At 43.2% G+C, this 13,489-nt stretch carries 12 protein-coding genes; 7 read left to right on the top strand and 5 right to left on the bottom strand.

Annotation, left to right across the window (positions count from 1 at the left end):
* The first annotated feature begins 1 nt into the window (after position 1).
* Positions 2–379 carry an RDD family protein gene (locus H6550_11200; protein ID MCB9046687.1) on the top strand — a complete coding sequence of 126 codons (378 nt, stop codon included), beginning with the start codon at positions 2–4 and terminating at the stop codon, positions 377–379.
* A gap of 112 nt (positions 380–491) precedes the next feature.
* Positions 492–1,802, top strand: coding sequence for a M48 family metalloprotease (locus tag H6550_11205; GenBank protein MCB9046688.1), 1,311 nt, complete (start codon positions 492–494; stop codon positions 1,800–1,802).
* A gap of 8 nt (positions 1,803–1,810) precedes the next feature.
* Here H6550_11205 and H6550_11210 read toward each other — a convergent pair whose 3' ends face one another.
* Complete coding sequence (locus H6550_11210; GenBank protein MCB9046689.1) at positions 1,811–3,382, bottom strand: hypothetical protein; 1,572 nt, start codon at positions 3,380–3,382, stop codon at positions 1,811–1,813.
* 144 nt (positions 3,383–3,526) lie between these two features.
* Here H6550_11210 and H6550_11215 point away from each other — a divergent pair, with 144 nt between their 5' ends.
* Complete coding sequence (locus H6550_11215) at positions 3,527–3,817, top strand: DUF3817 domain-containing protein (protein ID MCB9046690.1); 291 nt, start codon at positions 3,527–3,529, stop codon at positions 3,815–3,817.
* Between the two features lie 3 nt (positions 3,818–3,820).
* Here H6550_11215 and rsmG read toward each other — a convergent pair whose 3' ends face one another.
* A complete protein-coding gene (gene rsmG / locus H6550_11220; GenBank protein MCB9046691.1) occupies positions 3,821–4,468 on the bottom strand; it encodes a 16S rRNA (guanine(527)-N(7))-methyltransferase RsmG in 648 nt (215 codons plus the stop codon).
* Positions 4,441–5,568: a glycosyltransferase gene (locus tag H6550_11225; GenBank protein ID MCB9046692.1), complete on the bottom strand. Its 1,128-nt coding sequence runs from the start codon at positions 5,566–5,568 to the stop codon at positions 4,441–4,443. The genes rsmG and H6550_11225 overlap by 28 nt, the downstream gene beginning before the upstream one ends.
* 90 nt (positions 5,569–5,658) lie before the next feature.
* Between H6550_11225 and tgt the strand changes: the two genes are divergently transcribed.
* The 3 genes from tgt to H6550_11240 all read left to right on the top strand — a co-directional run bounded on the left by tgt (position 5,659) and on the right by H6550_11240 (position 8,591).
* Positions 5,659–6,789 carry a tRNA guanosine(34) transglycosylase Tgt gene (gene tgt, locus H6550_11230; GenBank protein ID MCB9046693.1) on the top strand — a complete coding sequence of 377 codons (1,131 nt, stop codon included), beginning with the start codon at positions 5,659–5,661 and terminating at the stop codon, positions 6,787–6,789.
* Between the two features lie 7 nt (positions 6,790–6,796).
* Entirely contained in the window at positions 6,797–7,870 is a 1,074-nt protein-coding gene (locus tag H6550_11235; GenBank protein ID MCB9046694.1) for an LptF/LptG family permease, read from the top strand.
* 85 nt (positions 7,871–7,955) lie between these two features.
* Positions 7,956–8,591 carry a CHASE3 domain-containing protein gene (locus tag H6550_11240; protein MCB9046695.1) on the top strand — a complete coding sequence of 212 codons (636 nt, stop codon included), beginning with the start codon at positions 7,956–7,958 and terminating at the stop codon, positions 8,589–8,591.
* Between the two features lie 29 nt (positions 8,592–8,620).
* On the opposite strand, the gene H6550_11245 is transcribed toward H6550_11240, so the two are convergent.
* Together H6550_11245 and dusB are read right to left on the bottom strand one after the other, a co-directional pair.
* A complete protein-coding gene (locus H6550_11245) occupies positions 8,621–10,297 on the bottom strand; it encodes a T9SS type A sorting domain-containing protein (GenBank protein MCB9046696.1) in 1,677 nt (558 codons plus the stop codon).
* 130 nt (positions 10,298–10,427) lie between these two features.
* Complete coding sequence (gene dusB / locus H6550_11250) at positions 10,428–11,426, bottom strand: tRNA dihydrouridine synthase DusB (GenBank protein MCB9046697.1); 999 nt, start codon at positions 11,424–11,426, stop codon at positions 10,428–10,430.
* 85 nt (positions 11,427–11,511) lie between these two features.
* Between dusB and H6550_11255 the strand changes: the two genes are divergently transcribed.
* Positions 11,512–13,488: a KUP/HAK/KT family potassium transporter gene (locus tag H6550_11255; GenBank protein MCB9046698.1), complete on the top strand. Its 1,977-nt coding sequence runs from the start codon at positions 11,512–11,514 to the stop codon at positions 13,486–13,488.
* The last annotated feature ends 1 nt before the right edge of the window (position 13,489 follow it).

Raw genomic sequence — 13,489 nt, forward strand, 5'->3', positions numbered from 1 at the left:
AATGGAATACCCCAGTCTATTAAAAAGAGTACAGGCAACATTTGTAGATCAGATCATAGCCTTTATACTTATTATGTTATTCTTCGTTATCGCAAACAATATCAATGAAGACTCAATCCCACTTAAGATCGTAGCTTTCTTTTTAGGGATATCATATGAACCCATCATGATATTGCGTTCACGCACCATCGGCCAGCGATTAACAGGCACAAAAGTAGAATGGGTGACAGAAAATTTCCCGTTCAGAATTCTGTCATCCTATATAAGGCTGACGGCAAAAATACTGTTAGGTTGGATATCGCTAATCTCAGTGAGCATCAACAAACACAAGCGCGCTATACACGATATCGTTGCTGGAACGGTGGTAGTAATTTGCTAACGACATAAGAGCACAAACATCATGGCATCTGGAAACGAACCAACATTTTATTATTTTTCGAAAAAAACTACTATTGAAGCCAATAACCCGAACACAAAATCGCAAAAAAACAATGAGAGGCATAATATGCCGCCTCTTTATCGTCATTAGTCTATATTCAACACAGACACATGCCCAGCGACACACGCCGGGCGACACAATTAGCCGATCATATACCGCAGAACTTATCAAAACCTATCCGCTGCAGAATGACCTTTTTATAGAAGGCCTCAAAGAAGAAACAAATGACAGGAAGGCGCTTAAACACTATGAAGCTACCTACAAAGTGCTTTTTAAGACTCTTAATGAAGATATCGTGGATGGCAAAATGGTCGATATCCCCGAGATATCTTCAGCGACTACTGCAATACTACAGGAACTAAAAGCTAAAAACCCGGCAATTCCCCGAAAATTGCAGGTGGTTCTGGTCCGCGATAATTATCCTAATGCTCACACTATCGGTGACAATATCATTTTCGTCAACACAGGGTTGCTCTATTGTCTTGAAAGCGAAGACCAGGTGGCCGGTATCCTGGCACATGAAATAGGCCACCAGGTATTAAAGCACAGCATCAAAGCATTGGCCTTCTATTTTGAAAAAGACAAACATGACGTAGAAAATGTACGCGCTGTAAGGCAAAAGGACGTAAAGAAAACAGACTATGCAATTCAACTATTGAAAAGCTCAATTTATAAAGAAGGAGAAGTAGCACGGCAACATGAAATGGAGGCAGACTCATTCGGTTATATCTTGATAAGAAACACAGCGTACAAGAAGACTGCATTTATTGAAGCCCTGGAAGTCATCGACAGGTTCGACTCTTTAGCCAAAGACACACTTGCGATAGAAACATATAAACGCGTTTTCGGGATACCCGGTCAACCTTTTAACGACAAGTGGCTACACACAGAAGACTTTTCTGCATACAACTATGGATCATATATTCCTAAGTTCAACAGGGATTCATTATCAACCCACCCCAAAAGTGCAGAACGTATACAGCACCTGAAAAACACCTTCCCTGAATTAGCTGACAATAGCCAGACAAATAAGCTACAGACCAGGATATTTAGTAATGCAAAACGTATTGCAGAATTAGAGCTTATTCCCAACCTGTATCATAACGAGCAATATGGCAAAGCATTATATACTACGCTAATACACCTGCAAAACTCGCCGGGAGACACCTTCTACAAACAGTGGCTATCTGTGAACCTTCAAAAAATATATGTGGCCAGGAGAGATTATCAATTGAACAAGCACCTTGACAGGGTTGCGCCTGATGACCATGACGAAAGCTATATTCGCTTCCTGAACTTAATGTGGAACATGAGTCTAAATGAGTTGCAAAAGATTGCTACATACTACCAGAGTCACGATTAGCTGAGACCTTAGTAGTTCAGCCTTTCTAACCTAACCTGGTTATATTTGTCTTTCTTATTTATCTCCTGCAAAAGGATGAAACCCTCCTTGGCTATATAAGGGAAGATCAGAAATTTTTCTTTAGCTGAGATAGGTATCATTTCCTGCTTAAACTTGCTGTCGATGAACGTATTGATATATAAATTCCAGTTTTTGTCCTTGGTTTCCTCGTTCTGCTGATAGTCCCTGTAAAAAAACACAAGATCATTGCCATCGTTCAGGTATTGAGAAAACAGATAATCGGAATTATACCATTTCGTTTTCTCTTTTTCCAGGACAGTAACACTCTTAATATTAAAGGCACTGTCTGTATTTACGTACACAATATCGGTGGTTTTCACTCCCCTGTATTCACTTGCAGGTCTGTATTTTTCAAATAATATACCTACACTTCCGTCTTTCATAAAAAAAAGGTCTCTTGGATCAAGCATATATCCCTTCTCAACAAAACCAGTTGCATTTATCTTAGGTATATGTGCTTTAAAGTCGTTACCGTAGGACAAGACTTTAAGTTCAACATTGAAAGTATTCCTGTCGATAACCAATCGCGTGATACCTGTTGTATACAAAGCATTACTGGTTCTGCCTACAATAACTATTTTGTCATCAAACGACTTATCATTATCCAGGTAACCGTAGCTATATGTAGGGAAACTCAATATTTCGGACAGCAGTTCGGCAGAATCAGCAATTTGTTTTTTATGCACCTCTTTACCTGTTTTCATATCCAATACCAGTAAAGAATATGTATCTGGTTTTTTATACACGGTCACGGGAGTTCCGTAATCTTTATCAAACTCAACTTTTGCATGGTTTTTTAGTAGTGCGTAGTAATATTTTTCGTCTTTTTCAAGAGCATACAATACCTGCCATTGCTTCTTCGTGGCCGTTTCATTATAGCTGTAACGCCACATTTCTTTTTTATTTTCATCATACCTCATCAGGTGGCTGTTTTGTACATATCCACGGTAGGCATCATATTCATGCACCAGGTATCCGCCTTCTTTTATCTCAGCAACTGTAGAGATATAATTAAAGCTGTTCTGCTTCTTCTCCGTCCTGAATTCTTTTCTTTTGTCCCTCCATGTATCGTTCTGTTCAAGTTCATTAAATACCCCATGGTCATAATCGTAAAACACTTTTCTTTTTACAGAGTTGTCTTTCAGATCAATAACCATAGACGACGGTGTAAACATATCGTTGGGCTTAACAAGGCTGTAATCTACACTACTTGGCTTCAACACTATTGCCCCATCAAAATTGATATAACCATAGTAGTCACCTGCTGTGATGTCTCCCTCAAAAGTATTATTAGCGAAGGGGTTCAGGTTTTTATCCAACAGAACATATTCGAATTTCTTGGTTTTATCTCCGGTTTTTCCGTAGTCGTATATCGAGATATAACCAAACAGGCTCTCATCTTCATCAAAAAGTGCATTCATCCCCAGAAAATCACCTTTAGCTAAAGATATCAGATCGCGGGTTTGAGCATAACCATTGACAAACAACAGGAGGAGAACAGGTAATAATATTTTTTTCATCAATGTATAGAATTAACCAGTCGTATATCGGGATATATTTCCAGGATACCCCAATGCGATGCAAAATAATATTATTTAGCAAATACTGGAAAGCTAAAATCAAGCTTGTACAGTCTACCACTTCAATACGATATATTTGCAGCCATGAAACAACAACTGTTGAAAAGATTCAGGCAGATAGCCGTACTCGAGGGGATATCTTACTTAGTACTATTATTCATAGCTATGCCCATGAAATACTTAGGAGGCATGCCCGAAGCTGTACAATATACTGGCTGGGCGCATGGGGTATTATTCATATTGTATGCAGTATTCCTGGTGCAGACATGGCAGGCATATAGCTGGAGTTTCAAAAAAGCCACGTTTATCTTTGCAGCATCCTTGTTGCCTTTTGCCCCCTTCTATGTAGACCGTAAGTTGAAACATGAAGCTTGACGACTACTGTTTAGCCACGTAGATCGCATACTTCTCTTCAAAAAAAGGCTCGTCAAAAATATCGTGTACACTCCACGCCTCCGCGGTAAGTCCCGATTCCTCTATCTCCGTTTCAAGGTTACCCCCTTTCAGGCATATCAACCCGTTCAGCAACTCATCAGACCTTTGTCCTTTTACAAGGAAAGGAGCTACCCACTTCCACAAGTCGCCCAGCGGAGCCACGGCACGTGATACGGCAAAATCAAACTTCCTGCCCTTCAGTTCCTCTACCCTGCTGTGCACACCGGTTACATTTTTCAGCCCGATCTTCTCTGCTACATCATTCACCACCTTTATTTTTTTACCTATACTGTCCACCAGCAGAAACTCCACATCAGGAAAGAATATAGCCAATGGTATACCCGGAAAACCACCACCGGTGCCAATATCCACAACACGTGTACCGGGATGGAAATTGCACAACACAGCAATAGCCAGTGAGTGAAGGATATGTTTTTCGTAAAGTGAATCTATATCCTTGCGCGATATCAGGTTAATTTTATCATTCCAGTCTCGGTAAAGTGCATCCAGTGCACTGAACTGTTCTTCCTGTTTAGCTGTAAAATCTCCGAAGTATTTATGGATTATGTCCACTGTTGCTTGTTTTTCCAGATTATGTATGGCAAAAACGCAAAGTTATACATCAACCAGCCAAAATCGAACAGCGGGAAGAAACGGATGAGTTTTTTTTCATTCAGCACGCATGCCGCACGCTGCCACACCAGCCAGTATATCACATTACGCATCATCATAATCGCCAGAGCCTCGCCCCATAGCGGGGTGAACAACAGTACGATAAATGACAGCCACACAAATGCATGCGACAAGCCATATTTTGCCAGCAGGGTCTTAACAGTGAACTTATAATACTTACCTGTTGACAGATGCCTGCGCTTTTGCCTGGCCCACGACGACCAGGTGGGCCGGGCACTGGTAGTTGTAAAGGCTGATGGGTGAAAAACAACAGCAACGTTATCCTTACTACCTGCTGCACCAATGAGCAGGTCATCATCGCCCGAAGGCAACTTAGCCCACCGGCGCGAAGCAATAGCCTTATTGTATGCGGCACGTGTACAGGCAAGGTTGCGTCCAACAGCCATATAAGGTATACCCGCCTTTGCATAGGTACTGTATTGTAAAAAGGTGTGTACTGTTTCCCAACGGGTGAAAGTATTCAGCAGCGTAGGTTCCGTTTTATATTGCCCGTAACCGGCCACAGCCTCTTTCCCTTCTTTGAAAGGCTGCACCATCAGCGACAGCCATAGTGGACCGGCAGGCTGGCAATCAGCATCCGTCATCAAAAATATATCGTTCTTCGCTGCCGCAACAGCCCTGGCCTGCGCATGTTTTTTCCCCGGCAGTTTTCTTTCTTCATCTGCCTGTATGGTCACTACTACCAGGTTGCCATACATTTTTTGCATCTCATTCAGCACCTTTTTGGTATCATCGGTAGAGGCATCGTCGGCAACTACTACTTCAAAATGTGTATTACCCGCATCATTCGTGTATCTTTGCGCCAGAATTGCGGGCAGGTTGGCTCGCAGGTTTTCTGCTTCGTTCTTAGCACATATAATTACTGATACAGGCTCGCCCTGCGCATAATTGTATTTTTTTGCCGGCGGGGTAAAGATGCGTATGAAGAAATACAACACGAATATGAGTTGTATAGCTACACAAAGCAAAAAGAACAGAAATGCGGCATTGGTGAACATATAACAAAGAAACGGAAAGAATTACTACTTTAAAACTATTATGTTTTAACACTGTATTGTGTTTATATCATAGATTTTTGCCAGTCAATAATGGAATTTAAACTTTCAGCGAATGACCCGGGGTCGAAAGCAAGAGCAGGCGTAATTACGACTGCACATGGTAGCATTGACACTCCTATATTCATGCCGGTAGGCACAGTAGGTACGGTAAAAGCCGTTACACAGCAGCAGCTTTCAGAACAGGTACAGGCGCAGATCATCCTGGGCAATACCTACCACCTGTACCTGCGCCCCGGCACAGGTATACTGGAAAGAGCCGGTGGGTTGCATAAGTTCATGGGCTGGGACAAACCGATACTCACAGACAGCGGCGGCTACCAGGTATTCTCGCTGGCTAATAACCGCAAACTGAAAGAAGAGGGGGCGCTGTTCCAGTCGCATATAGACGGATCAAGGCACTTATTTACTCCTGAGAATGTAGTAGACATTCAGCGTAGCATAGGTGCAGATATCATCATGGCTTTTGACGAATGTCCTCCCTATCCTTCTGACTACAGCTATGCAAGAAAATCAATGGAACTGACCCACCGCTGGCTGGCACGCTGCGTACAACATATGAATGATACAGAACCTAAATATGGTTACAACCAGAGCCTTTTCCCTATTGTCCAGGGCAGTACTTATAAAGACCTGCGACAAGCTTCATCAGAGTTCATAGCCTCAATGGATTGTGACGGTAACGCTATCGGCGGACTGTCGGTAGGCGAGCCTGAAGAGATGATGTATGAAATGTGCGCGCATTGCTGCGAATTCCTGCCTGAAGACAAGCCACGCTACCTGATGGGTGTAGGCACCCCATGGAATATACTGGAGAACATTTCTCTGGGCATTGATATGTTCGACTGTGTGATGCCGACACGCAATGCACGCAATGGCATGCTGTTCACCAGCAAAGGGGTCATCAACATAAAGAACAAGAAGTGGGAAGATGATTTTTCTGTTATTGACGATGGTATTGAATGCCTTACTAGTAATTACTATACAAAGGCTTACCTAAGGCATTTGTTCGTAGGTAATGAGCTGCTCGCATTGCAGGTGGCCAGTATTCACAACCTGTCTTTCTACCTGCATTTGGTAAAGCAAGCCCGCCACCATATTTTACAGGGAGATTTTGCAGCATGGAAAAGCGAAATGATCCCGGTATTAAAACAAAGACTGTAACATATTGATGAAAAGGCTGGACCTGTATATTATTAAAAAATTCCTTGGTACGTTCTTCTACGCTATCATGATACTGGCTGTCATAGCCTGTGTCATTGACTATTCTGAAAAAGTAGAGGATTTTGTAAAAAAGGATGTACCAACGAATGAGATACTTAACTACTTCAGCAATTTCGTACCGCACATCACCGCTCTTCTTTTCCCTTTATTCATCTTTATAGCTACTATCTTCTTTACCTCTAAAATGGCATATAAATCTGAGATAATAGCCATACTTGCTTCGGGTGTGTCCTTTCAACGTATGCTCCGGCCTTTTATTATTGCCGGTAGTTTTCTGTGCCTCATCTCTCTTATTGCCAACCACTATATAGTACCCGCAGCCAATAAAGAACGTATAGCTTTCGAAGATAAGTACCTGCACTATAATGCACAGTCGTCAGACAAGAATGTACACTTGCGATTGCGGGAAAACCTGTATGTCTTTATCCAGAACTATGACTACTCGTCTAACTTCGGTTACCGCTTCACTGCAGAGACAATAGAAGGCACTCACCTGAAAGAGAAAATAATGGCCGACCGTGTGAGCTACGACTCCGTTAACAGGGTATGGAAGCTATACAGCGTTAAGATACGGACCAACGACAGCCTGAACGAAACCTTTGAACAGCGCGCTGAAATGGAAAAGAAATTTCCTTTCACCCCTCATGACCTTGACGAGGACGAAGCGATCAAAGATGCCCTGACAACACCGGAGCTGAACAAGTATATTGCCCGCGAAAAACTAAGAGGTAGAGAAACACTTAACTTTTTTTATGTAGAAAAGTACCGCCGCACAGCACAGCCTTTTGCGGGGCTGATATTAACCATAATCGGTGCATGCATAGCCAGCCGCAAGGTCAGGGGAGGAAGCGGCCTGCACCTGGCCTTAGGTATTGTTATCAGTGCCATGTATATCATGGCCATGCAGCTGACCAATACTTTTGCTACCAAATCAGGCCTGGATCCTTTGCTGGCGGTATGGATACCGAATATGATATTCGGCCTGCTGGCTGCCTACCTTTTCGCAAGGCAGGTACGATAACATTTCATAGCAACACTATATATAAAATATAACAGTGTTTAGGTACATTTAATGCCTGAATGCCATTTTTAAGAAGGAGGTTATTATGAAGCCACGTAACAATTACGTAAAATTCACCACGATACTGTTCATCATCTATTTACTTTCCCTGGTATTTTGTGGCGTATTCTTCTATTACAGGATACAATTGCTCAATACAGCTATTGACCTTGTTTCTAACAGCAACAGGATCAGGCAAAAAATAAAACAGGTTGAAGCCGATGTGAACAGGTCAGAATCAGCACAAAGAGGTTTTTTGCTCACCGATGACTCGATCTTCCTGGAGCATTGGCAAAAAGCTAATAGTCATGCGCTCAAAGCTATTGATACAATAAAACTCCTGGTAGCTGACAACCCCGACCAGGCTGATCATGCGGCGAGATTACAGGAAATTACCCTGGAAAGACTCGGGCTGCTGAAGAAGACAATGGAAGTAAAAAACTCCTTTATCGACAACCCGGACATGAAAAAGGAATACCTGTTGAGTGGCAAGAAAACAATGGATAGCCTTTTATATGTGAGCAGTTATATGGACAGCATGGAGAATAACCTGCTGGCAGAACGTAAACGATCAAGAGACGATGCCAGGCAATTAACCCCAAAATATGTCTTCGGCATATTATTGTTCTCTGTTTTTATTATCAGTATCTGCTTCTTTGCTATACTACGGTTCTTCAAATAACAGAGAAAGAAGGGGCAATATCGCCCCCGTTATCTCTTCACAAAAAGACCCGATTGTCTCACCCCTTCGGATGAGTAAACCATATGATACATACCAGCCGGAATGTCTTTTATATGCACATCTATATTTATGCCATTGACTGAATATGAAATGTTGGCTTCCCTGCCCATCATATCATATATACGCAGGTCACCCGGCTTATGTTCAAGGCTGAAAGGTGCCGATATATGTACTACGTCAGTGGCAGGATTAGGATAGATACCTAATGCATGACCTGCGGTAATTTCTTCTACAGAAACAAAAGACTTAGGTGGATTATTAAAATTCTTCCAGGCGGTATCAGTTACTTTTTTTATCCCGGTAATATCTATTCCCGGACAGGTGTTTCCGTTACCGGCGGTATCAGTTACCACCAACGCAAAGGCAATGATAACAGAGCCGCCTGAAGATAATGTAAGGTCGTTGGTAGCCATGACAAAGCGCCTGTCACCTACCGGGTTTAATGAAGAGCATTCCGACCATTCAGAAGTATCAGAAGGGTCACCATCATATATATACCGGGCGGCGGTGCCAAAACCTCTGCCTGACGAATTTATTCCGTAGCCGGTAAAATCATTCATCAATTGCTGTCCGTCCCTGAATTTTGAGCGTAAGTAATTATCAAATTCAGCGCTTGTTTGCGGATTACCTGCCGGGGTAATATCATTGTTAAAGGTCATAAAACTGCCTGCAGGTTTTTTTGTACTACCATTATCTCCAGGCATCTGTAAAAATGTGTATCCCGCTACCGGGGGTGCTGAACCGTAGGAGGCCTGGGATTGTCCTGTGCCATCAATTGCATTCCCGTTATATACATAGCCAAGCCTCCTGGCAGAATCAAAGCCTATATAATCATCCCGATAGTAGCCCAGGTCCATATCAGCATTGATCCCCATCCTGAAAGCTGCATAGTCTGCCGAAGACCTGTTAATAATATCCATCTCGTAATAAACCACATTATCCAGCAGGGTACCTCTCTTATAACCATATGCGCTGGCATGCACCTCTACGCCAAAAGGCTGCGACTGGTTGTTATTATGTGTCGGGCCATTGTCACTGAATACCCACCATAACATCTGGTCTCCTTTTATTTCAGGATAATCTCCCTTTAAAGGATCGTATAAACCATCACTATCTACATCAACAAAAGGTGCCATGGCGGTTGTAATGGTTAACGAAGAATCATAAACACCTTTTGCATATGGGTTCCCTTTGGCCGGCCATTCCAGGATAGCGTCGGGTGTATTATTTATTGTATGTATGGATTGTGCCAGGTAGGTGTTAATATCAAAAAAGTTCACCTTCCATATCTTAGCCCACTTGGTAGATGTTGCCATGTTTAGAGAACCATTCTCAAGGGGTCCCGGCCAGAAATCATTGCCTGTCTGGCGGAAGGTTTGTGCAGAAACATGCAACTGCGCCTGCTGATCAAACCCGGCCATCCATAATGTAGTTGCAGACGAAACACTCACTCCACTACCTGTAGGGAATTCACAATCACTACCCAGGCTAACAGGGTTCCAGTTCAGGTCGCCATGTACCAGTATTGCAGACTTGACATTATTAACGTCTACATATTCTTTGGTCATAAAGGTAGACTGGGCAAAAGCAGTTGTACCATATAATAATATGGTAGATAATGTTGCGTATAAAAAAGGGCGTGCCATAAATTTGTTTTTAGTGGTATATACTATGTTAAAACAAATTTATCGTGCACGTACCATCAGTACAATCGCCAACCTGATTTATGACTAAAAAATGAATTTGTCAGTACAACCGCATGACAAAAAGCTGTTTTTACGACGCCATCAATTCAACACCCCGGTAATAGGTGTTTATTTCGCTGAAAACTGCTTCCAGTTCAGCCGGCGTGTCCAGCGATACCAGTTTGGTACGAAACTCTTTAATATTTGGCAAGCCTTTCAGATAATTGGCATAGTGCCTGCGCATTTCCAGTATACCAAGTCTTTCACCTTTCCACTGTACGGAACCATAAAGGTGTTTGCGACAGGCATCCAGTCGTTCTTCTAGCGTTGGGGGTAACAATGTTTCACCGGTAGCCAGGTAATGTTTTATTTCCCTGAATATCCAGGGATACCCGATCGCTGCACGTCCTATCATTACACCATCTACCCCGTAGCGGGTCTTATATTCCAATGCTTTTTGCGGACTGTCAATATCGCCATTGCCAAATATCGGAATAGAGATGCGGGGATTTTCCTTCACTTTCGCTATCAGTGTCCAGTCAGCTTCACCTTTATACATCTGCACACGTGTGCGGCCATGTATTGATAAAGCGGCTACTCCTATATCCTGCAACCTTTCAGCTACCTCTTCTATATTCTTCGAGTTATCATCCCATCCCAGGCGGGTCTTTACCGTCACGGGCAGGCGGGTTGATTTAATAACAGCCTTTGTCAGGCGTACCATCAGGTCTATATCCTTCAGCACGCCTGCCCCGGCACCCTTACAAACTACTTTCTTCACAGGGCATCCGTAGTTAATATCCACCAGGTCGGGGTTAGTCGTGTCCACAATACTTGCAGCCATGGCCATAGCTTCTTCATCACCACCAAATATCTGTATGCCTATCGGGCGCTCTTCTTCAAAGATATCCAGCTTCTGACGGCTTTTTATGGCATCACGTATCAGCCCCTCCGACGAGATAAACTCAGTGTACATAAGATCCGCACCATGCTCCTTACATACAGCACGGAAAGGAGGATCACTCACATCTTCCATCGGCGCCAGCAACAATGGGAAATCCCCTAATTGTATATTACCTATCTGTACCATTTAGCGGTGCAAAGTTACATTATTCTTTTCTTAGCAATCATTTTAACATTATCTTTGCAATTAATAAATATACACAGAGCTCGTTTTGGGAAAACATCTGCATAAAACATCAGCCGCCGGACTCTTAGTAGCTCTGGGTATTATATACGGCGACATCGGGACCTCTCCCCTATATGTACTGAACGCCATTTGCAACGGTAAGCAGATCACAGAAATGTTGATATTGGGAGGGCTGTCCTGCGTAATATGGACTCTGACCCTGCAAACAACTGTAAAATATGTGCTGCTGACATTACAGGCAGACAACAAAGGGGAAGGAGGTACATTCGCTTTGTTTGCTCAGGTGAGGCGGCATGGCAAGTGGGCGGTATTCCCGGCTATGATTGGTGGAGCAACGTTGCTGGCCGATGGCATGATAACACCACCTATCTCTGTCACATCAGCAATAGAAGGTTTGCAGGCTATTCCGGGCATCGGCACGGTTACCACTCAAACCATCATGACCATTGTTATTATCATTCTTTCGGGGCTTTTCTTTTTTCAGCAGTTTGGCACAGCTTACCTAGGTAAATACTTCGGACCGGTTATGCTTACCTGGTTTCTTATGCTGGCCATTCTTGGCTTAACCAATATCAGCGAATACTGGTATGTGCTCAAGGCTTTCAACCCCTACTATGCAGTTCAGTTGCTTACGGCTTACCCTAAGGGATTCTGGATACTCGGTGCGGTATTCCTCTGCACTACGGGAGCCGAAGCTTTATACTCTGACCTGGGCCATTGTGGCAAAAGCAATATTCGCATATCGTGGATATTCGTAAAGACAGCTTTGATAGCCAACTACCTGGGTCAGGGCGCATGGCTGCTGAAAAATCACAACGGTGTTGTCTGGTCTTCTGCAAATGCCAACCCATTTTTCGACCTGATGCCTGATTCATTTGTCATCATAGGTATCATCATCGCAACACTGGCGGCGATCATCGCCAGCCAGGCTATGATATCCGGCTCATTCACGCTGATAAGCGAAGCGGTTAAACTGAACGTTTGGCCCAAAATGAAGATCAGCTACCCTTCTATTGAGCGTGGCCAATGCTTCATTCCGGGTATCAACCTGTTACTGTTCACAGGTTGCATTACGATTGTACTGTCTTTCCAGAAATCATCGCACATGGAAGCTGCATATGGCCTGGCCATCGCCATATGTATGACCATGACCTCAATACTGTTCTCCTACTACCTGTTTGTAAAGCGTGTAGCCATGATATGGATAGTGGCCTACCTGGCTGTATTCCTCACCATCGAGACCTCGTTCCTGATAGCCAACCTGGAGAAATTTCCGCATGGTGGTTATTTCGCTTTATTGATAGGCGGTATTTTGTTCACTGTCATGTTTGCCTGGTTCAAGGCACGCAAGATCAAGAACAGGTATGTTGAGTTCGTGCGCCTGGACCAATACGTACCTGACCTGCAAGACCTGAGCAACGACAAAACAGTATTAAAATATTCTACCCACCTTGTTTATCTCACCAGCGCCAATAATCCTTATGAGATAGAACACAAAGTAATGTACTCTATCCTGCAGCGCAAACCCAAACGTGCCGATATATACTGGTTTGTTCACGTAGATGTATTAGACGATCCCTACACTATGGAATATGTGGTGCAGACGATAGTACCTAACGAGATCATCCGTGTTGAGTTCAGGTTGGGTTTCAGGGTCGACCATAAAATACACCTGATGTTCAGAAAGGTAGTAGAAGAAATGGTGGCCAACAAAGAGATCAATGTGATAAACCGATACGAATCGCTGAACAAAAGCAATCTTATGGGCGACTTCAGGTTCATTGTTATTGAAAAGTTCCTGTCGCGCGACAATGAGTTACCACTATGGGAAAGACTGGTCATGAAAGCCTACTTCATACTGAAAAAGCTGAGTCTTTCCGAAGAACGTGCATTCGGCCTCGACCAATCAGATGTAACCATCGAAAAATATCCCATCATCGTTTCCCCGGTCACTGATATTCAGTTGAAACGACTGGAAGACGAGGATATCCTTTATAAATAAC

It is taken from the genome of Chitinophagales bacterium, assembly GCA_020636495.1.
In the GTDB taxonomy this organism is placed as follows: Bacteria; Bacteroidota; Bacteroidia; order Chitinophagales; family Chitinophagaceae; genus UBA5543.